The organism is Streptomyces kaniharaensis (genome assembly GCF_009569385.1).
In the GTDB taxonomy this organism is placed as follows: Bacteria; Actinomycetota; Actinomycetes; order Streptomycetales; family Streptomycetaceae; genus Kitasatospora; species Kitasatospora kaniharaensis.
In genome coordinates this window covers 3,819,878-3,838,982 of record NZ_WBOF01000001.1, presented here as the reverse complement: position 1 = coordinate 3,838,982, position 19,105 = coordinate 3,819,878, and the positions used below count along the sequence as shown (strand labels likewise).

The window sequence follows — 19,105 nt, the reverse complement described above, 5'->3', positions numbered from 1 at the left end:
CAGACCGACGCCCGGGCGCGCCCGTCACCGCACCCGCGGCCGGTCGGATGACCTCACCGCTCTCCCAGGGGGATCACCACATGACCGCCGACACGCCGCGGGACGCTTCCAAGCTCCCTCCGGTCTTCCAGCCGCTGCTCCCGGACGACCCCCGGGAGGTCGGCGGCTACCGGCTCTTCGCCCGGCTGGGGGCCGGCGGGATGGGCCGGGTCTACCTGTCGTACACGCCGGGCGGGCGCCCGGTCGCCCTCAAGGTGGTCCGCCCCGAGTTCGCCGAGGACGGCGAGTTCCGCCGCCGCTTCGCCCAGGAGGTGAGCAACGCCCAGCGGATCCACGGGCTCTACACCGCACAGGTGATCGACTCCGGCGGCCTGGACTCGGACGCCCCCTGGCTGGTCACCGCGTACGTCCCCGGCCCGTCCCTCCAGCAGGTCGTGCGCGAGAACGGCGCCCTGCCGGTGCGCACCGTCCTGCTGCTGATGGGCGGCATCGCCGAGGCGCTGCAGGCGATCCACAGCGTCGAGGTGGTGCACCGCGACCTCAAGCCGGCCAACGTGCTGGTCGCCGGGGACGGCCCGCGGGTGATCGACTTCGGCATCGCCCGGGCCGCCGACGCCACCGCGCTGACCGGCACCGGCTATCGCATCGGCTCCCCCGCCTTCATGTCCCCCGAGCAGGCCCAGGGCCGCGCGGTCACTCCGGCCACCGACGTCTTCGCGCTCGGCGCGCTCGCCGCCTACGTGGCCGGCGGCGCGCCGCCGTTCGGCGACGGCCCGGACACCGCGGTGCTCTACCGGGTGGTGCACGAGGAGCCCGACCTGGAGACCGTCCCGGCCGATCTGCGCGAGCTCGTCCAGCGCTGCCTGGCCAAGTCCCCGGAGGACCGGCCGACGCCCGCCGAGATCATCCAGGTCGCCCGCAACCACCCGGAGGTCGGCGGCCAGCTGCGGTTCGGCGACGACTGGCTTCCGCGCCAGGTCAACACCGAGATCACCCGCCGCTCGGACCTGCCCAAGACCCCGCCCACGCCCGTGCCGGCCCTCCCCTCGACGCCGCCGACCCCGATGCCGGCGGTGCCCGGCACTCCCCCGCCGCCGTCCGGCGCACCGACCCACCCGGCCACGGCCGTGACGCACCAGCCCACCGCCCCCCAGGCGCCCGTGGGCCCCCCGCCCGGCTTCGTGCCGCCGCCGGTCGGCGCGTACGGCGCCCCGCAGCCGCCCACCGAGTCGCCGACCGCCCCGGTGCTCTCCTCGCCGCCCACCGTGCAGCTGCGCAACGAGCCGCCGACCTTCGACACCCCGCCGCCCGGCCCGGTGGTCACCGACGTCCCCGAGCCCGCCAAGCCCGAGCCCAAGGCGAAGAAGGGCGGGGTGTCCTGGAAGGCCCTGCTCGTCGTCGCCCTGGTGATGGCGATCGGCGGCACCGCGGGCGGCGTCTTCCTGATGAAGAAGCTGAACGACGGCAAGTCGAGCAGCAGCAACACGGCCGCCACCCAGTCGGTCAGCCAGTCGCCCGCGCCGCTGCCCACGCAGGGCGCCGTCACCGCCCCGGCCACCGGCAGCAGCCCGTCCGCCGGCAACTCGCCGGTGACGGTCCCGACCGGCAGGCCCAGCACGCCCGGCGCCACCGTCTCGGCGCCCGCCCGGCCCACCGGCTACACGCCGGCGCTCGACAAGGTCTCGCTCTCGATCCCGGGCGCCGAGTACTCCAGCGACGCGTACAAGATCGACCTGACGGCCGGCAAGGTCGTGCCCCGCGGCAACGACCTCAAGTGGGGCTTCGGCGTCGGCAAGGCGCAGTGCTGCGGCGGCCGGGCGGACTCCTTCGCCCCGTACGGCAACGACGCCTCCGACTTCGCGGTGATCAGCGAGGCCAGCGTCACCCCGGAGCAGTGCGCGAGCGCGATCGACTCCCGCCCGGACACCGACCTCAGCTTCAACCGCGTCACCGCGGGCCGGCTGCTGTGCATCCGCGACCGGGTGACCCAGAACATCGCCGTCGCCGCCGTGGAGGTCGCCGACGCGAGCACCGGCGCCGCCAAGGTGACCATCAGCACCTGGCGGGCCAACGGCCAGCCCGGTCTATCCTGACCAGGTCAACCCCCATCCGACCGGAGCGAACCGTGTACTTCACCGACCGAGGCATCGAGGAGCTGGAGAACCGGCGCGGCGACGAGGAGGTCACCTTCGAGTGGCTGGCCGAGCGCCTGCGCGAGTTCGTCGACCTCAACCCCGACTTCGAGATCCCGGTCGAGCGGCTGGCCACCTGGCTGGCCCGGCTCGACGACGAGGACGACGAGTGACGCGGTGAACCGCGGTGGAAGGGCCCGCACGCGCAGGGCGGTTTCTAGTGGTCGTTGCAACACGTGGTCGGTTGTCTAGGCCGCGAGGAGTTTAGCCAGACGCTCGGCTGGGGTTTCCCAGCCGAGCGTTTTGCGTGGGCGGCGGTTGAGCTGGTCGGCGACGGCGGCCAGGTGCTCGGGCGTGTGGACCGACAGGTCGGTGCCCTTGGGGAAGTACTGCCGCAGCAGGCCGTTCGTGTTCTCGTTGGAGCCGCGCTGCCAGGGACTGGCAGGGTCGCAGAAGTAGACCGGGATGTCGGTGGCCAGGCTGAACTCCGCGTGCCTGGCCATCTCGCTGCCCTGGTCCCAGGTCAGGGACCGCTTCAGCTGGACCGGGAGTGTCCGGGCGGTGGCCACTAGGGCGTCGCGGACGGTCTCGGCGGTGTGGTCGCCGGGCAGGTGCAGCAGCATCACGTAGCGGGTCGAACGCTCGACCAGGGTGCCGATCGCGGACTTGTGCTCCTTGCCGAGGATCAGATCGCCCTCCCAGTGGCCGGGGACGGCCCGGTCCTCGGCCTCGGCGGGGCGCTCGCTGATCATGACCATCGGGTCGGTGAAGCGGGAACGCCGGCAGTTGGCCTGCCGCTGGGGCCTGCGGCGGGCCCGGCCTGAGCGCAGGGCACCGGCGAGCTCGCGCCGCAGCTCGCCGCGGCCCTGGACGTAGAGCGCCTGGTAGACGGTCTCGTGGACCACGTGCATCTCCGGCCGGTCGGGGAACTGTCGACGTAGAGCGTGGCAGATCTGCTCCGGGCTCCACTGCTCGTCCAGCATCGCCTGGACGGCGGCGTGCAGCTCGGGGTTCTCGGTGATCTTGCGGGCCTTGGGGCGGGGCCGGCGAGCGTCCGCCCTGGCCTGGGCGGCGTGCGGACGGTAGTGCCACTGCCCGCGAGTGCCCTCGGTGCGGTTGCGGCGGATCTCCCGGCTGATGGTGGACGGACTGCGGCCCAGCTCCGCGGCGATGGCCCGCACGGTGGCCTTCTCCCGCAGCCGGTCGGCGATGTGGATCCGCTCGTCCTCGCTCAGATACCGGGAGACACCGGAAGGCGGCACCACCATGCGAATCGGTGGTGCCGCCTTCTGCCGCTGCTCGGCTCCGCGGCCGTGACGCCACTTCTGGCCGGTCCGGCGGGCGATGCCGACGATCCGGCACGCCTCGGTGTTCGTGTAGCCCTGCTGCATGAGCCGGGAGTATGCCTCCCGTTCCCGGCGCAGCTTCACAGGCCCCTGGGCCGTCCGGTCCTTGCGGATCTCGAAGTCCAATGCATCCCCTGAACTGGGGTGTTGCAACGACTCCTAGAACCCAAGGCTGCCTCCCGGGCCCTTCGCATGTCCCGTAGGGGGTCGTTCCCGGGGCCGGGTCGGGGTCGTATCGGGGCCGCGTCCGGGCCGGTTTCAGGGGCGGAACCGCTTGCAATTCCCGCCACGCGATATATCGTCTTTTGAAGACGAACGCGATACATCGCGATTCACAACGGGAGGCGGCAGAGATGAACCAGTGGACGGTCGACGGACCCGACAGGATCACCATCGACGAGGCGGTGCGCACGCTCAACGTGCGGATCATCGACGGCACGGTGAACGTGGTGGCGGCCGACGGCCCCGCCCGCCTGGAGGTCACCGAGCTCAGGGGCGAGCCGCTGCACGTGACCCTGGTGGACGGTGTCCTGACGGTCACCTACAAGGACGTCAGCAGCTGGGGCGAGGTCGGTGAGTGGATCAAGTCGGCCACCTCGGTCAAGGCCTTCTTCGGCTCGCTCAAGGAGAAGCGCGTCGCCGGGGTCACCCTGACGGTGCCGGCCGCCACCGAGGTCAAGGTGGGCACCGTCTCGGCCGACGCCACCGTCTCCGGCTTCTCCGGGCACGTCTCGGTGCACAGCGCCAGCGGCGACGCCACCCTGGTCGGCCTGACCGGCCGCACCGACGCCAACACCGTCTCCGGCGACGTCGACGCCCAGTCGGTGGCCGGGCAGCTCCGGGTGAACACCGTCTCCGGGCAGCTCACCGTTGTCGCCGGCACCGCCGACCGGGTCCAGGCCAACTCGGTCACCGGCGCGGTCACCCTGGACCTCGACGGCCCGACGACGGCCGACATCAAGGTGAGCACGGTCAGCGGCCCGGTCGCCGTCCGGCTCCCCTCGCTGGCCGATGCCAAGGTCGACGCCGGCTCCACCAGCGGCGACATCTCCAGCACCTTCGACCAGCTCAAGCTGGGCGGCAGCTGGGGCGCCAAGCGGCTGTCCGGCCAGCTGGGCGAGGGCCAGGGCAACCTCGCGGTGACCACCGTCTCCGGCGCCGTCACCGTGCTGCGCCGCCCGGACCCGGAGGACGACGCGCCGGCGGTGGTCCGGGAGCTCCCGGCCGGCCCGGACCTCACCAAGCCGACCGGGCCCGACCTCACCAAGGAGGCGTGAGATGAGCCCCGTCTTCGGCCACGGCCGGCTCCGGCTCTACCTGCTGAAGCTGCTCGACGAGGCCCCGCGGCACGGATACGAGGTCATCCGCCTCCTGGAGGAGCGCTTCCAGGGCCTCTACGCGCCCTCGGCCGGCACGGTCTATCCCCGGCTCGCCAAGCTGGAGCAGGAGGGCCTCGTCACCCACAGCACCGAGGGCGGCCGCAAGGTGTACCGGCTCACCGATGCCGGCCGCGCCGAACTCGCCTCCCGCCAGGGCGAGTTGGACGAGCTGGAGGTGGAGATCCACGACTCGGTTGCCCAGCTCGCCGGGGCGATCCGCGAGGACGTCCGGGACAGCGCCAAGGACCTGCGCGAGGAGCTGTGGAACGCGGCGAAGACGGCCCCCCGCCCGGATCGCGCCGAGGGGGGCGGGGACCCGTGGTCCGGCCCCTGGGGTGACAAGGACTCCTGGCAGCGCGCCAAGGAGGAGTTCGCACAGTTCAAGCGGCAGGCCAAGGAGCAGGCCCAGCGGGCCAAGGAGCAGGAGAAGGCCGCCAAGGCCAAGACGAAGGCCGCCGAGGAGGAGGCCCGCCGGCTGCGCGAGCAGTCCAAGGCGGCCCGGACGGCGGCTCAGCAGGAGGCGCTGCGGATCAAGCGCCGGGTCGAGCAGCAGGTGCGCGAGCACGCGGCGAAGGGCGACTGGCCGACCGGCCTGGCCGAGGGCCTGTCGGAGCTGACCAAGGGCCTGGCCGGGCTGGCCGACGCGGCCCGCTGGGGCCAGCCCTCGGACGAGCCGGCGCCGGTCGAGCACGTCACGGTGACCCGGATCGACCTGGACAAGGAGGAGCCGGCCGCCGCCCCGGCCGACCTGCCGCCGTGGACGGCGACCGACCCGGCCGGGGACCCGGCCCGGGAGCTGGAGCGGCTGCTCGACCGCTTCCGTGACCAGGTCCGCGACGCGGCCCGGGACGGCGGGGTGTCGCCCGAACGGCTGGCCGAGGCCCGCTCGGTGCTGGGCACGGCCGGCGAGCGGCTCAAGCGGCTAATGGCCTGACGGACGGGACGCGGACAGGCCCGGTGCCTCTCGGGGGAGGGCACCGGGCCGTCCCGCATCCGTGTCAGGGATGAGGACGTCCAGAAAGGTGAGGACGTCAGGGGGTGAGGACGTCAGGGGGCCAGGACGTCAGGGGGTGAGGACGATCTTGCCGAAGACGTCGCCCTTGGCGAGCCGCGCGAAGCCCTCGCGGGCCTCGGTGAGCGGCAGCACCGAGTCGATCACCGGCCGGACCCCGGTGGTCGCGCAGAGCGAGAGCAGCCCGGCCAGTTCCTCCTTGGTGCCCATGGTCGAGCCGACCACCTTGAGCTCCAGGAAGAAGATCCGGTTCAGCTCGGTGGCGCTCGGGTTGGGGCCGGAGGTGGCACCGGAGATGACGATGGTGCCGCCCGGACGCAGCGACTTCACCGAGTGCGACCAGGTGGCCGCGCCGACCGTCTCCATCACCGCGTCCACCCGCGAGGGCAGCCGGGCGCCGCTCTCGAAGGCCGCGTCGGCGCCGAGCTCGACGGCCCGCCGGCGCTTGGCCTCGTCCCGGCCGGTGACCCAGACCCGCAGGCCGGCCGCCTTGCCGAGGACGATCAGCGCGGTCGCCACCCCGCCGCCCGCGCCCTGCACCAGGACGGTGTCGCCGGGCTTGACCCCGGCGTTGGTGAACAGCATCCGATAAGCCGTCAGCCAGGCCGTGGGCAGGCAGGCGGCCTCCTCGAAGCTGAGCTCGGCCGGCTTGGGCAGCAGGTTCCAGGTCGGCACGGCCACCCGCTGGGCGAAGGTGCCCTGGTAGCGCTCGGTGAGGATGGACCGCGGCTCGTCCGGCCCCACCCCGTGGCCGGTCTGGCCGATCACCGAGTGGACGACCACCTCGTTGCCGTGCTCGTCGACGCCGGCGGCGTCGCACCCGAGGATCATCGGCAGCTTCTCGGCGGGCAGGCCGACCCCGCGCAGCGACCAGAGGTCGTGATGGTTGAGGCTGGCGGCCTTGACGGTGACCACGCTCCACCCGGGGCGGGCCTGCGGCTCGGGGAGTTCGCCCAACTCCAGTGCGCCGAGCGGGTCGTCGGCGTCGATACGGGCGGCGTAGGCAGCAAACATGGTCCGGACGATAGCCGCGACGGCCGGGGCCGGGAACCACGCGTAAGTGTGACGCGTGTCCCGGCCCCGGCCGCCTACTGTTCGATTGTCGGATCGTCGGCCCGGTTCAGAGCCGCGCCACGCCCTCGGCGCGGGCGGCCTCGGCGACCGCCTTGGCGACTGCCGGGGCGACGCGCTCGTCGAACGGCGAGGGGATGACCTTCTGCGGCGTCAGCTCGTCGGCGACGACCCCGGCCAGCGCCTTGGCCGCGGCCAGCTTCATGCCCTCGGTGATCCGGCTCGCGCGGACCTGCAGGGCGCCGGCGAAGATGCCGGGGAAGGCCAGCACGTTGTTGATCTGGTTCGGGAAGTCGCTGCGCCCGGTGGCGACGACCGCCGCGTACCGGTGCGCGACCTCGGGGTGGATCTCCGGGTTGGGGTTGGCCATCGCGAAGATGAACGCGCCCTCGGCCATGGTCGCGACGACCTCCTCCGCCACGGTGCCGCCGGAGACGCCGATGAAGACGTCGGCGCCGGCCAGCGCGTCGGCCAGCGTGCCCTTGAGGCCGGAGCGGTTGGTCAGCGCCGCGATCTCGGCCTTGACGTCGGTGAGGTCGTCGCGGCCCTCGTACACCACGCCCTTGCGGTCGCAGACTGCGACGTCGCCGATGCCGGCCGCGAGCAGCATCTTGGCGATGGCGATGCCGGCCGCGCCGGCGCCGGAGATGACGGCCCGCAGCGAGTCGATCTCACGGCCGGTCACCTTGGCCGCGTTCCACAGGGCGGCGGTGCTGACGATCGCGGTGCCGTGCTGGTCGTCGTGGAAGACCGGGATGTCCAGGGCGTCCTGGAGCCGGCGCTCGATCTCGAAGCAGCGGGGGGCGGAGATGTCCTCCAGGTTGACGCCGCCGAAGGAGGGCGCCAGCCGGACCACGGTCTCGACGATCTCGTCGACCTCGGTGCAGGCGAGCGCGATCGGCACCGCGTCCACCCCGCCGAACTGCTTGAACAGGATGGCCTTGCCCTCCATCACGGGCAGCGAGGCCTCCGGGCCGATGTCGCCGAGGCCGAGCACCGCGGTGCCGTCGGTGACCACGGCGACCGTGTTGGACTTCCAGGTGTAGTCGTTCACCAGTTCCGGCTGCTCGGCGATGGCCGTGCAGACCCGTGCGACACCGGGGGTGTAGGCGAGGGACAGGTCGTCCGCGTCGCGCACCGGAACGGTCGCCCGGATCTCCATCTTGCCGCCGCGGTGGAGCGCGAAAACGGCGTCGACCGGATCGTCGGTGTCCTGGGTGCTGCTGTGGATGATCTCCGCTGCCACGATGACCTCTTCGTCATTGATCTGGCGAGGACGCGCGGCCGACGGACGAAGCGACCCGTCCGGAAACCGGAAACCGGGTACGCCGAAGCGGACCCGGGCGAGGGTCGGGCGCTGCCGTCGGGCGGCGCCCTCGGGATGAGGGTTTATGGGGTCTTGTCTAGTCCGCGTTGTGCTACCGGGCCGAGCGTAGGTCGGACAAAGGCACCGCACCTGTGCCTTTTCGTCCTCGTCACGTGCAATTCATCGCCGGGCTGTCGCGTCCCGGGGCTCGGCGTCGAAAGCGCCGCGCTCCGGCGGCGGCAGCGGCGATGGCGCACGCACACCCGCAGGAGTGAACGCAGACACGGAGGGGAGCAGGTGTTCCGGATACGGAGCCGCGTGAGGACTTCCGGTCCTGAACACCCCGAGCCTGTCGGGACTCGGCGGTCTGGTTCGAGCGTCCGGGGGTCACCCGGGTACCGAATTCTGACACACCCGCTGCCGGGCCCGGCAGGTAGGGATGACAGGATCGCTTGTCCGCATTTTCGCGCACACCCCCGCGACACCGTGGCGACCGCACATCGCCTCCCACAGGAGCAACCCTCATGCACCACCGAGCCCACCCCCGTCGCCCGGCCCTCGCCGGCATCGCCCTGGCCGCCGCCGGAGCACTGCTGCTGACCGGCTGCAACGACGACGGGCAGACCGCCGCCAAGGACCCGGTCCAGGAGGTCCGCGGCAAGCTGCCGAAGGCCCAGCGCTCGGCGGGGGTGCTGCGGATCGGCATGGACGTCAACTACGCGCCGGTGGAGTTCCACGGCCCCGACGGCAAGCCGGCCGGCCTCGACCCGGAGATCGCCGCGGCGCTCGGGAAGATCCTCGACGTGCGGATCGAGTACGTCGACACCCCGTTCGACAAGCTGGTGCCCGGTCTGCAGGCCAAGCAGTTCGACATGGCGATGTCCGCGATCAGCGACGTCCGCCAGCGGCGCGAGGGCCTGGACGACGCCGGCAAGCAGGTCGACCCGGGCGTCGACTTCGTGGACTACTTCATCGCCGGCACCTCGATCGTCGTCCCGAAGGGCAACCCGAAGGGCATCAAGACCCTCGACGACCTGTGCGGCAAGACCGTCTCGCTCCAGCAGGGCACCACCCAGGACGAGATCGTCACCCGCCAGGTGGCCGTCTGTGCCCGAACCGGCCGTCAGTTGACCGCACGCAAGTTCGACAGCGACGCCAAGGCGCTCGCCGAGGTCGCCTCCGGCGCGGCCGCGGCCGGTGTGAACGACTTCCCGGTGGCCGCCTACGCGGCGAAGACGGCCGACGGCGGCAACCGGTTCGAAGTGACGGGCGCGCAGTCCACGTCCAACCCGTACGGGATCGCGTTCCGCAAGAGCGACACCGAGCTGCGGGACGCCATGGCGAAGGCGGTCGACCAGCTCATCCGCAGCGGCGAGTACGACAAGATCCTCGCGAAGTGGAACGTCAGTGCGGGCGCCGCCCAGAACGCGGTGGTCAACGGCGGCATCTGAACCGCGGGCGGCGGGCCTCCGGGCGCAACGCAGAGAGATCTGCATACTTATACGCAGGGTGACAGGGACAAGGGAATCGTCCGGATAGCGGACAGCGAGGCCCCTCGTTATCCGATTTTGATCTGAATGAGGCCCCCTGACCGTCCCCAGATGGCAGGATTCCCCCATCTCGGATCGAGCTGACCCCTGGTCGAGGCGGTTCGGTCAACGTCCACCTCGGCGGAGGGTGGCGGAAGCAGTACCACGCATGACCCTGGACGGCCCCCCGCCGTCCAGGCCCTGCACCACTTGGCCCGGACCCGTATGACGACGTACAGCGCACCCCGTACAGCGTCATGCGGCGTCGTACGGCCTTGCTGCCCCGGTGTGTCGCCCCCGCGGCGCGCTCCGCCCGACCTCTCCCTCAGGAGGAGATCCCTCATGACCGCCCGTACCCAGCGCACCCGGCTCCTGGCAGCCGGCGCGGTTGCCGCGTCCGTCTCCCTCATCCTGACCGGCTGCGGCAGCAGTAAGTCGTCGACCGGCGGGGGCGCGAGCGCCACCGCCAGCATCAAGCCGGTCACCGCCGATCCGGCCCTGGTCGCCCAGGTACCGGCCGACATCAAGTCCGCGGGCAAGATCGTCGTGGCGTCCGACGCCTCGTACGCGCCCAACGAGTTCCAGGACGCCTCCGGCAAGATCATCGGCATGGACGTCGACCTGGCCAACGCCATCGGCCAGAAGCTCGGCCTCCAGGTCGAGGTCCAGAACTCGCAGTTCACCGCGATCATCCCGGGCATCCAGGCCAACAAGTTCCAGCTGGGCATGAGCTCCTTCACCGACAACAAGGAGCGCGAGGCCACCGTCGACATGGTGACCTACTTCCTCGCGGGCACCAGCGCGGCGGTCAAGAAGGGCAACCCGGACAAGATCGACCCGAACGACCTGTGCGGCAAGAAGATCGCCGTCCAGACCGGCACCACCCAGGCCGACTCCATCAAGGACACCATCACCCCGAACTGCACCAAGGCCGGCAAGCCCGGTGTGCCCAACGACGGCGACAAGTTCGACCTGCAGACCGACGTGACCACGGCCCTGGTCTCCGGCCGCGACCAGGTCATGCTGGCCGACTCGCCGGTCATCGACTACGCGATCAAGCAGACCAACGGCCAGCTGGAGCAGCTCGGCACGGTCGAGGGCAAGGCCCCCTACGGCGTCGTCCTGGTCAAGGGCTCCGCGCTCACCAAGCCGGTCCAGGGCGCCATCCAGTCGCTGATGGACGACGGCACCTACAAGCAGATCCTGGAGAAGTGGGGCGTCCAGGCCGGCGCGATCGACAAGTCCGTGATCAACGGCGCCACCAGCTGACCACTCGCCAGTCCCCCACTCTCCTGAGGTCACTGTGAACGATTCCGATCAGGGGAAGGCGCACCCGGGACGGCCTGAGACCTTCAAGGCCGTCCCGGTCCGCCACCCCGGCCGCTGGGCCGGAGCCATCGTCGTCGCGGTCCTCGCGGCCATGATGCTCCACGCCCTGATCTTCAATCCCGCCTTCCAGTGGGACGTCGTCAACACCTACCTCTTCGACTCGAGCATCCTGCACGGCCTGGGCGTCACCCTGGAGCTCACGGCGCTGTCCATGCTGATGGGCGTGGCGGGCGGCATCATCCTCGCGGTGATGCGGCTGTCGCCGAACCCGCTGCTGTCCGCCACCGCCTGGTTCTACATCTGGGTCTTCCGCGGCACCCCGGTGCTGGTCCAGCTGGTCTTCTGGAACTTCATGGGCGCGCTGTGGGGCACGCTGTCGATCGGCATCCCGTTCGGCCCCGAGTTCTGGTCCGAGAAGACCAACACACTGATCCCGGTCTTCACCGCCGCACTGCTCGGCCTCGGCCTCAACGAGGCCGCGTACATGGCGGAGATCGTCCGCGGCGGCATCCAGTCGGTGGACGAGGGGCAGACCGAGGCGGCCCACGCGCTCGGCATGAGCCGGTTCGCGACCATGCGCCGGATCGTCCTGCCCCAGGCCATGCGGGTGATCATCCCGCCGACCGGCAACGAGACCATCTCCATGCTCAAGACCACCTCGCTGGTCAGCGTCATCGCGCTGGAGGAGCTCTTCCGCGCCGGGCAGAACATCTACTCGCGCACCTTCCAGACCATCCCGCTGCTGATCACCGTCAGCCTCTGGTACCTCTTCCTGACCTCCGTGCTGACCATCGGGCAGTACTACGTCGAGCGGTACTACGCTCGGGGTACGAGCAGGATGCTTCCGCCGACCCCGCTCCAGCGGCTGCGCGGACTGTTCGCCGGCCGGCCCGTGCCGAAGGCCGACCACGACGTGGTTCCGGGGATCGAGGGAGGTGGTCACGTATGACCGATCTGACCAAGACGCCCCACGACACCACCGCGCCCGGCGAGCCGATGGTCAAGGCCGAGGGCGTGCGCAAGTCGTTCGGCCTGCTGGAGGTGCTCAAGGGCATCGACCTGGAGGTCAGGCCCCAGGAGGTGTTCTGCCTGATCGGCCCGTCCGGCTCCGGCAAGTCGACCTTCCTGCGGTGCATCAACCACCTGGAGAAGATCAACGGCGGGCTGCTGTCCGTCGACGGCGAGCTGGTGGGCTACCGCCGCAAGGGCGACAAGATCTACGAGCTCAAGGACCGCGAGGTCGCGCTCAAGCGGCGCGACATCGGCATGGTCTTCCAGCGCTTCAACCTGTTCCCGCACATGACGGCGATAGAGAACATCACCGAGGCGCCGGTGCAGGTCAAGGGCGAGTCCAAGGCCGACGCGCGGGAGCGCGGCATGGCCCTGCTGGAGCGCGTCGGCCTCGCCGACAAGTCGAAGAGCTACCCGTCCCAGCTCTCGGGCGGGCAGCAGCAGCGCGTGGCCATCGCCCGCGCGCTGGCCATGAAGCCCAAGCTGATGCTCTTCGACGAGCCCACCTCGGCGCTCGACCCGGAGCTGGTCGGCGAGGTGCTGGACGTCATGCGCGGCCTCGCCGAGGAGGGGATGACGATGATCGTCGTCACCCATGAGATGGGCTTCGCCCGTGAGGTCGGTGACGCACTGGTGTTCATGGACGGCGGTGTGGTCGTCGAGTCCGGCAACCCCCGCGACGTCCTCACCAACCCGCAGCACGAACGGACCCGGGCCTTTCTGTCCAAGGTCCTCTGAGGTCCGCTGAGGTCCCCTGTGGTCCTCCGAGGTCCTCCTCATGAACCCGTAGCCGATGGCGCCCGGCAGGCCCGTCCTGCCGGGCGCCGTCGTTTTCCCCATTCGGGTAATAGGCTGGAACCAATCAGCCCGTTACCGAATCATTGGAAGGACCGCCGTGGAGCTCGCCTCGTATGCCGATCTCGCCGTTCGGCTGGTGAACACCGAGGAACCCGAGCGCGGCACCGACACGCTAACCTCGGTGGACGCGGTACGCGCCCTGTTCTCCGAGTCCTCGCGCGCCGCCGCCCTGGCCGACGAGTCCGACCTGCCCCGGCTGCGGGCGGTGCGGACCAGGCTGCGCGGGGTCTTCGAAGCCGCAGCCGAGGGCGACGAGGTCCGGGGTGTCGACCTGCTCAACAGCCTGCTGATGGAGTACCCGGTCAGCCCGCTGGTCTCCGGGCACGACTACCTGGACGACGCCGGCCGGCCGCGCTGGCACCTGCACCTGGCCGACAACTCGCCCACCGCCACCGCGCACTTCAGCGCCGTCGCCTGCATGGGCCTGGCCGTGCACCTCACCGAGCTCGGCGCCGACCGGCTCGGCATCTGCCAGGCCGCGCCCTGCCGCAACGCCTACCTCGACACCTCGACCAACCGCTCCCGGCGCTACTGCTCGGACCGCTGCGCCACCCGCGCCAACGTCGCCGCGTACCGGGCCCGCAAGCGCCAGGAGGCCCAGGGGGCGGCGCTCGGCACCCAGGCCTAGCCGGCCCCACCCGGTCCCAACTGTCCTGGCCCGGTCCTAGAGTTCCGCGTCCACCCAGACGCCGAGTCGGCGGGCCAGGCCGGGCACCCGGGCCAGCCCTGTGGTGAGCAGCAGCCGCTCCAGCCGGCGGCCGGGCGCCAGCCAGGCCGGGCGCGGGCGCAGCCGCAGCAGCACCCGTCCGAGCACGAGCTCGTCCGGGACCGCGCCGTAGCTGCGGCTGTCGCTGTCGACCGGCCGGTTGTCGGAGAGCAGCCACCAGCCCTTGGACCGGCGCTCGGCGGCCCGCTTGACGACCAGCAGGTCCTGCTGGAACGGGTGCCGGAAGAGCACCACCGCACCGGGCCGGATCCGCGCGCCGTACCGGACCAGCAGCTGGTCGCCCTCGCGCAGGGTCGGGACCATCGACGGCCCCGCCACGTCGATCAGCCCGAACGGCAGCGCGCCTGCCCGCGCGCCGCGCTCCGGTTGCGTCCTCCGCGCCACGACTCCTCCTCAGGGGCCCACCGCGCCCAGTCTGCCCTACGGACCGTCACCTGTCCGATGTCCGGATTACCCCGGTTCCGGCTCCGCCTTTCGCCCTAGGCCCACCGCCCGATCGCGAAACCCGGAGGACGGAAGGGTAATCTCGCTCGCGGGAAGACGATCTAAGGAAGGACTCCCATGTTCTCTCGTCTGTTTGCACCGCGTGCCACCGCCCACGCCCACTGCGACCTGCCGTGCGGCGTGTACGACCCGGCACAGGCCCGCATCGAGGCCGAGTCGGTCAAGGCCACCCAGGAGAAGTACCAGGCCAACGAGGACCCGCACTTCCGCGCCCGCGCCATCATCATCAAGGAGCAGCGCGCCGAGGCCGTCAAGCACCACATCTCGGTGCTGTGGAGCGACTACTTCAAGGCCCCGCACTTCGAGAAGTACCCGCAGCTGCACAAGCTGATCAACGACACCCTCAAGGCCGCCTCGGCCACCAAGGCGTCCACCGACCCGGCCACCGGCCAGGCCCTGCTGGACCTGATCGCCGAGGTCGACAAGATCTTCTGGGAGACCAAGCAGGCCTGAGCCTGACGCGTCGCCACCCGACCGCCCCCGTCCGCAGCGCCGGACGGGGGCGGTCGTGCGTTCACGTCCGGCGTACGCTCGGAGATGCGAGCCGACGGAACCCGACCGGAGGAGCGAGATGATGACCACCATGGCGGAGCCGGCCGCCTTCGACACCCGCGCACTGCGCGAGGGCATCGAGCGCAGCGACGCCGAGTCCCTGCTCGCGCTGTACGCGGACGACGCCGAACTGCGCATGGTCGACCGCAAGACCCAGCCCAGCCACCCCCTGGTGATGCACGGGCGGGAGGAGATCGGCGCGATGCTGAACGACCTCTACGGGCGCGAGATGACCCACAAGCTGGAGCAGGTGGTGGTGCAGGGCGATCACGTCGCCTTCATGGAGTCCTGTCGCTACCCCGACGGCGTCCGGGTGCTCGTGACGTCGATGGCCGACCTGCGGGACGGTCGGATCGTCGACCAGACCTCGATCCAGGCCTGGGACGAGCCCGGGTCGGCCCAGTAGGCTCGTAGCCATGATCCGCGCAGCTGTCGCCACCGACGTTCCCGTCATCCGCGCCATGATCCGCGAGCTCGCGGAGTACGAGAGGGCCCCGCACGAGGCGGTGGCCACCGAGGAGCAGCTGCACGTCGCGCTGTTCGGCGCCGCCCCGGCGCTGTTCGGCCTGATCGCCGAGGACGACACCACCGGCGAGCCGGTCGGCTTCGCGGTCTGGTTCCTCAACTTCTCCACCTGGCGCGGCACCCACGGGATCTACCTGGAGGACCTGTACGTCCGCCCGCAGGCGCGCGGTGGCGGCCACGGCAAGGCGCTGCTGCTGGAGCTGGCGCGGATCGCCGTCGAGCGCGGCTACTCGCGGGTGGAGTGGTCGGTGCTCGACTGGAACGAGCCCTCGATCAACTTCTACAAGTCGCTCGGTGCGGTGCCGATGGACGAGTGGACGGTCTACCGGCTCACCGGGGACGCCCTCACCGCCGCCGGCGGCAATTGAGCGCCCCTGGCAAGTCCGGCCGGACCTCTGCCACCCTGTGTCGCAATGCCTTACCATGAGTAACTCCCGCACCGGAGTGTGGAGGTACGGAGCAGTGGCGCGAACGCGGCGTCGGCCACCCTTTGAGGGGTAACAACACACACGTACACACGACGGACAGTTGGGCGGAGCAGTTGAGCCAAGCAACAGACAGCGCCGCGGCCACCGGCCCGGAAGCACAGCGCGTCACCCAGGAGGCAAGGGTGTCCCAGATCGACGGCGATCCCGGCGTTCAGGACTTCGTGGAGGTCCGGCTGCCCGCGGCGGGGGCCTACCTCTCCGTGCTGCGAACAGCGACGGCCGGCCTGGCGGCGCGGCTCGACTTCACCCTCGACGAGATCGAGGACCTGCGGATCGCGGTCGACGAGGCCTGTGCCATCCTGCTCCAGCAGGCGGTGCCCGGCTCCGTCCTGTCCTGCGAGTTCCGCCTGGTCGGCGACTCGCTGAAGGTCACCGTCGCCGCCCCGACCACCGACGGGAAGGCGCCCGAGCGGGACACCTTCGCCTGGACCGTGCTCTCCGCGCTGGCCGGCGAGGTGGACTCCTCGGTGGGCGACGACAACACCGTGTCCATCAGCCTGCACAAGAAGCGCGGCGGATCCTCCGCCCACTAGGCGGCGCCCGCGACGCCGAGCAGCAGCACCGCGCAAGGGCCGTCCGTCCGGTCCCCCGACACGGGGCCGGAGCGGGCGGCGCCCGGTACCGCCACCACGCGGTACGACCACAGAGACGAATCCGGGGCCGACGGCCCCGGTGCTCCCGGAACGGAACGGGGGAATGGCCGTGAGTGATCTGGACCGTACCGGCCTCGCGACGGCGGGACCTGCCGTACCGACCCAGGCGAGCGTTCCCGGCCTCGCCGCCAACGACGAAGCGCACCCGAAGGACGCCCACCGGATGAGCCAGCCGACCGAGCCGACGTCTGAGCCGACGCCCGCTTCCCCGACCCCGCCGGACCCGGTGGACCCGGTGGACCGGGACCTTCGCGGCGTGGTGCCCGCCCAGGCCCCGCACCGCACCGGCGCGCCGGACCGGGAGGCGGCCCGGGCGCTGTTCGTCCGGCTGTCCGCGCTGCCCGAGGGCTCGCCCGAGCGCGTCGAGCTGCGCAACCAGCTGGTGCGGATGCACATCCCGCTGGTCGAGCACCTGGCCCGGCGCTTCCGCAACCGCGGCGAGCCGCTGGACGACCTGACCCAGGTCGCGACCATCGGGCTGATCAAGTCGGTGGACCGCTTCGACCACGAGCGCGGGGTCGAGTTCTCGACCTACGCGACGCCGACCATCGTCGGCGAGATCAAGCGGCACTTCCGCGACAAGGGCTGGGCGGTCCGGGTGCCGCGCCGGCTCCAGGAGCTGCGGCTGTCGCTCACCACGGCGACCAGCGAGCTCTCCCAGCGGCACGGCCGCTCCCCCACCGTGCACGAGCTGGCCGAGCACCTGGGCATCTCGGAGGAGGACGTCCTGGAGGGCCTGGAGTCCGCCAACGCGTACTCCACCCTTTCCCTGGACGTCCCGGACAGCGACGACGAGTCGCCGGCCGTGGCGGACACCCTGGGCGCCACCGACGAGGCGCTGGAGGGCGTCGAGTACCGCGAGTCGCTCAAGCCGCTGCTGGCCCAACTGCCGCCCCGGGAGCAGAAGATCCTGGTGCTGCGGTTCTTCCGGAACATGACCCAGTCGCAGATCGCCGCCGAGGTGGGGATCTCGCAGATGCACGTGTCCCGGCTGCTGGCCCGGACGCTGGCCCAGCTGCGGGAGAAGCTGCTGGTGGAGGAGTAGAACTGACGGCCGCTCAGTCGGCGGCCGTACCGGCGGCCCGGTGCGCTCAGCCCTCGTGCTCGGCGTACAGGGCCGCCGTCGACTTCGGGCTCAGCAGGGCGCCGATGCCCACCAGCCCGAGCAGGCCGACCAGCACGCCGACGCCGATCATCGCGCCGCCGCTCTTGACCATGTAGTAGGCGACCGGCAGGCAGATCGAGTTGGTCAGCACGGCCGGGCTGCGGCCCCAGCGGCGCTCGTGCAGCAGCGCCCGGGCGGCCAGGACCGGCAGCACGCCGAGCAGCACGATGACCGCGCCGCCGAACTCGTTCAGGGCGAGCTGCTTGGCCTGGCCGGACAACGCGGACACCATGTCCCAGGCTCCGACGACGGCCAGCGCGACGCCCTCCAGGGCGGTGATGGCGGCGCCCACGGTCAGCGGGACCGGGCGTGCCGGGGGTACGGGTGCGGAGGATTCTGCGGTCACTCCAGCAGGGTAGCCGCCGCCTGGTGCGTACCGACCCGTAGGCTTTCCCTATGCGCGCTCTCCTGGTCGTGAACCAAAAGGCGACCACCACCAGTGGCCGCACCAGGGACGTGCTGATCCACGCCCTGCGCAGCGACCTCAAGCTGGAGGTGGCCGAGACCGAGTACCGGGGCCACGCGCGCGACCTGGCCCGCGAGGCCGCGGAGGACGGCACGGTCGACCTGGTGGTGGCGCTGGGCGGCGACGGCACCGTCAACGAGGTGGTGAACGGGCTGCTGTCGCACGGCCCGGGCGAGAAGGTCCCGCGACTGGCCGTGGTGCCGGGCGGTTCGACCAATGTGTTCGCCCGCGCGCTGGGCCTGCCCAACGACCCGGTGGAGGCCACCGGCGCGCTGCTGAACGCGCTGGAGCACGGGCGCGAGCGGCCGGTCGGCCTGGGCAAGGCGATGACCGACGGGCTGCCGGACCGCTGGTTCACCTTCACCGCCGGCCTCGGCTTCGACGCCGGTGTGGTCGGCCGGGTCGAGGAGCAGCGCCGGGCCGGGCGCCGGTCCACCCACGCCCTGTACGTCGGGCAGGCGATCCGGCACTACATCACCCAGCGTGAGCAGCGCCGTTCCGGCCCGGTCGCCCTGCAGCTGCCGGGCCACGAGGCCGTTCCGGGCCTGGTGCTGGCCATAGTCAGCAACACCGCGCCGTGGACGTTCCTGGGCAACCGCCCGGTGTACCCCTCGCCGCTCGCCTCCTTCGACACGGACCTGGACGTCTTCGGCATCACCCGGATGACGGCGTTCGGCACGGCTCGAACGGTCCGTCAGATCCTGCGGTCGTACACGCCTTCGAGCGACGACGCCCCGCCGGCCGGCCCGGCCGGCAAGCACGTCGTCTCCTATCACGACGTCAGGCACTTCACCTTGGTTTCGCAGGAACCCGTGCCGTTTCAGGTCGACGGGGACCATCTTGGAGACCGGAGTCGCGTCAGTTTCACAGGCGTACGGCGGGCACTGCGTGTGATTGTGTGACTGGAAGCGGGGTTCCCCCTTCTTCTCGAACGCACAAGCCCCCTTCACTCCATGGAAGTACTGGCTGTGAGCTAGGCGACACCGAAGAATCAAAAATTCCTCACTGAAGGGGGTTGTATCCGAGCCCGAGGTTTGCGAACCTCTACATGG

At 71.2% G+C, this 19,105-nt stretch carries 20 protein-coding genes; 15 read left to right on the top strand and 5 right to left on the bottom strand.

From position 1 onward, the window contains the following. Positions 1 to 80 precede the first annotated feature (80 nt). Both F7Q99_RS17380 and F7Q99_RS17375 read left to right on the top strand, forming a co-directional pair. Positions 81 to 2,093 carry a serine/threonine-protein kinase gene (locus tag F7Q99_RS17380; protein WP_153462571.1) on the top strand — a complete coding sequence of 671 codons (2,013 nt, stop codon included), beginning with the start codon at positions 81 to 83 and terminating at the stop codon, positions 2,091 to 2,093. 32 nt (positions 2,094 to 2,125) lie between these two features. After that, positions 2,126 to 2,305 (top strand): DUF6104 family protein, encoded by a 180-nt coding sequence (locus tag F7Q99_RS17375; RefSeq protein WP_030057990.1) that lies wholly within the window; start codon positions 2,126 to 2,128, stop codon positions 2,303 to 2,305. Between the two features lie 75 nt (positions 2,306 to 2,380). On the opposite strand, the gene F7Q99_RS17370 is transcribed toward F7Q99_RS17375, so the two are convergent. Further along, complete coding sequence (locus F7Q99_RS17370) at positions 2,381 to 3,604, bottom strand: IS30 family transposase (RefSeq protein ID WP_153460101.1); 1,224 nt, start codon at positions 3,602 to 3,604, stop codon at positions 2,381 to 2,383. Between the two features lie 227 nt (positions 3,605 to 3,831). Between F7Q99_RS17370 and F7Q99_RS17365 the strand changes: the two genes are divergently transcribed. Beyond that, a complete protein-coding gene (locus F7Q99_RS17365) occupies positions 3,832 to 4,755 on the top strand; it encodes a DUF4097 family beta strand repeat-containing protein (protein ID WP_153462569.1) in 924 nt (307 codons plus the stop codon). Between the two features lies 1 nt (position 4,756). Next, positions 4,757 to 5,791 carry a PadR family transcriptional regulator gene (locus F7Q99_RS17360; protein ID WP_153462567.1) on the top strand — a complete coding sequence of 345 codons (1,035 nt, stop codon included), beginning with the start codon at positions 4,757 to 4,759 and terminating at the stop codon, positions 5,789 to 5,791. A gap of 129 nt (positions 5,792 to 5,920) precedes the next feature. Here the strand turns inward: F7Q99_RS17360 and F7Q99_RS17355 are convergent, their stop codons facing one another. Beyond that, positions 5,921 to 6,883 (bottom strand): zinc-binding dehydrogenase, encoded by a 963-nt coding sequence (locus F7Q99_RS17355; RefSeq protein ID WP_153462565.1) that lies wholly within the window; start codon positions 6,881 to 6,883, stop codon positions 5,921 to 5,923. Between the two features lie 106 nt (positions 6,884 to 6,989). Then, a complete protein-coding gene (locus F7Q99_RS17350) occupies positions 6,990 to 8,186 on the bottom strand; it encodes an NAD(P)-dependent malic enzyme (protein ID WP_326846779.1) in 1,197 nt (398 codons plus the stop codon). Positions 8,187 to 8,770: 584 nt separating this feature from the next. Between F7Q99_RS17350 and F7Q99_RS17345 the strand changes: the two genes are divergently transcribed. From F7Q99_RS17345 to F7Q99_RS17325, 5 genes are all read left to right on the top strand, one after another. Further along, complete coding sequence (locus tag F7Q99_RS17345) at positions 8,771 to 9,697, top strand: ABC transporter substrate-binding protein (RefSeq protein WP_153462563.1); 927 nt, start codon at positions 8,771 to 8,773, stop codon at positions 9,695 to 9,697. Between the two features lie 420 nt (positions 9,698 to 10,117). Then, positions 10,118 to 11,044, top strand: a complete 927-nt coding sequence (locus F7Q99_RS17340) for an ABC transporter substrate-binding protein (protein WP_153462561.1) — start codon at positions 10,118 to 10,120, stop codon at positions 11,042 to 11,044. A 34-nt stretch (positions 11,045 to 11,078) separates the two neighbouring features. Further along, positions 11,079 to 12,053: an amino acid ABC transporter permease gene (locus tag F7Q99_RS17335; protein ID WP_326846778.1), complete on the top strand. Its 975-nt coding sequence runs from the start codon at positions 11,079 to 11,081 to the stop codon at positions 12,051 to 12,053. A 47-nt stretch (positions 12,054 to 12,100) separates the two neighbouring features. Continuing rightward, positions 12,101 to 12,853 (top strand): amino acid ABC transporter ATP-binding protein, encoded by a 753-nt coding sequence (locus tag F7Q99_RS17330; RefSeq protein ID WP_153466303.1) that lies wholly within the window; start codon positions 12,101 to 12,103, stop codon positions 12,851 to 12,853. 157 nt (positions 12,854 to 13,010) lie between these two features. Beyond that, positions 13,011 to 13,601 carry a CGNR zinc finger domain-containing protein gene (locus tag F7Q99_RS17325; protein WP_326846776.1) on the top strand — a complete coding sequence of 197 codons (591 nt, stop codon included), beginning with the start codon at positions 13,011 to 13,013 and terminating at the stop codon, positions 13,599 to 13,601. Between the two features lie 36 nt (positions 13,602 to 13,637). Here the strand turns inward: F7Q99_RS17325 and sodX are convergent, their stop codons facing one another. Next, entirely contained in the window at positions 13,638 to 14,003 is a 366-nt protein-coding gene (gene sodX, locus F7Q99_RS17320) for a nickel-type superoxide dismutase maturation protease (protein WP_153466302.1), read from the bottom strand. Between the two features lie 258 nt (positions 14,004 to 14,261). On the opposite strand from sodX, the gene sodN reads away from it, so the two are divergent. From sodN to F7Q99_RS17295, 5 genes are all read left to right on the top strand, one after another. Further along, positions 14,262 to 14,657: a superoxide dismutase, Ni gene (gene sodN / locus F7Q99_RS17315; RefSeq protein WP_153462557.1), complete on the top strand. Its 396-nt coding sequence runs from the start codon at positions 14,262 to 14,264 to the stop codon at positions 14,655 to 14,657. A 121-nt stretch (positions 14,658 to 14,778) separates the two neighbouring features. Next, complete coding sequence (locus F7Q99_RS17310) at positions 14,779 to 15,162, top strand: nuclear transport factor 2 family protein (RefSeq protein ID WP_153466301.1); 384 nt, start codon at positions 14,779 to 14,781, stop codon at positions 15,160 to 15,162. A gap of 10 nt (positions 15,163 to 15,172) precedes the next feature. After that, positions 15,173 to 15,649 carry a GNAT family N-acetyltransferase gene (locus F7Q99_RS17305; RefSeq protein WP_153462555.1) on the top strand — a complete coding sequence of 159 codons (477 nt, stop codon included), beginning with the start codon at positions 15,173 to 15,175 and terminating at the stop codon, positions 15,647 to 15,649. A gap of 242 nt (positions 15,650 to 15,891) precedes the next feature. Beyond that, complete coding sequence (locus tag F7Q99_RS17300; protein ID WP_326846774.1) at positions 15,892 to 16,302, top strand: ATP-binding protein; 411 nt, start codon at positions 15,892 to 15,894, stop codon at positions 16,300 to 16,302. 169 nt (positions 16,303 to 16,471) lie between these two features. After that, positions 16,472 to 17,467 carry an RNA polymerase sigma factor SigF gene (locus tag F7Q99_RS17295; RefSeq protein ID WP_326846773.1) on the top strand — a complete coding sequence of 332 codons (996 nt, stop codon included), beginning with the start codon at positions 16,472 to 16,474 and terminating at the stop codon, positions 17,465 to 17,467. Between the two features lie 46 nt (positions 17,468 to 17,513). Here F7Q99_RS17295 and F7Q99_RS17290 read toward each other — a convergent pair whose 3' ends face one another. After that, entirely contained in the window at positions 17,514 to 17,933 is a 420-nt protein-coding gene (locus F7Q99_RS17290) for a hypothetical protein (protein ID WP_153462551.1), read from the bottom strand. Between the two features lie 50 nt (positions 17,934 to 17,983). On the opposite strand from F7Q99_RS17290, the gene F7Q99_RS17285 reads away from it, so the two are divergent. Beyond that, the gene (locus tag F7Q99_RS17285) at positions 17,984 to 18,955 is read left to right on the top strand and encodes a diacylglycerol/lipid kinase family protein (RefSeq protein WP_153462549.1); all 972 of its coding nucleotides are present in this window, start codon (positions 17,984 to 17,986) and stop codon (positions 18,953 to 18,955) included. Positions 18,956 to 19,105: the final 150 nt, after the last annotated feature.

What these genes read in the sequence shown, in the direction of transcription:
- F7Q99_RS17380 (WP_153462571.1), top strand. Translation starts at nt 81, where the DNA reads ATGACCGCCGACACGCCGCGGGACGCTTCCAAGCTCCCTCCGGTCTTC.
- F7Q99_RS17365 (WP_153462569.1), top strand. Translation starts at nt 3,832, where the DNA reads ATGAACCAGTGGACGGTCGACGGACCCGACAGGATCACCATCGACGAG.
- F7Q99_RS17360 (WP_153462567.1), top strand. Translation starts at nt 4,757, where the DNA reads ATGAGCCCCGTCTTCGGCCACGGCCGGCTCCGGCTCTACCTGCTGAAG.
- F7Q99_RS17355 (WP_153462565.1), bottom strand. Translation starts at nt 6,883, where the DNA reads ATGTTTGCTGCCTACGCCGCCCGTATCGACGCCGACGACCCGCTCGGC.
- F7Q99_RS17345 (WP_153462563.1), top strand. Translation starts at nt 8,771, where the DNA reads ATGCACCACCGAGCCCACCCCCGTCGCCCGGCCCTCGCCGGCATCGCC.
- F7Q99_RS17340 (WP_153462561.1), top strand. Translation starts at nt 10,118, where the DNA reads ATGACCGCCCGTACCCAGCGCACCCGGCTCCTGGCAGCCGGCGCGGTT.
- F7Q99_RS17330 (WP_153466303.1), top strand. Translation starts at nt 12,101, where the DNA reads ATGGTCAAGGCCGAGGGCGTGCGCAAGTCGTTCGGCCTGCTGGAGGTG.
- sodX (WP_153466302.1), bottom strand. Translation starts at nt 14,003, where the DNA reads ATGGTCCCGACCCTGCGCGAGGGCGACCAGCTGCTGGTCCGGTACGGC.
- sodN (WP_153462557.1), top strand. Translation starts at nt 14,262, where the DNA reads ATGTTCTCTCGTCTGTTTGCACCGCGTGCCACCGCCCACGCCCACTGC.
- F7Q99_RS17310 (WP_153466301.1), top strand. Translation starts at nt 14,779, where the DNA reads ATGACCACCATGGCGGAGCCGGCCGCCTTCGACACCCGCGCACTGCGC.
- F7Q99_RS17305 (WP_153462555.1), top strand. Translation starts at nt 15,173, where the DNA reads ATGATCCGCGCAGCTGTCGCCACCGACGTTCCCGTCATCCGCGCCATG.
- F7Q99_RS17285 (WP_153462549.1), top strand. Translation starts at nt 17,984, where the DNA reads ATGCGCGCTCTCCTGGTCGTGAACCAAAAGGCGACCACCACCAGTGGC.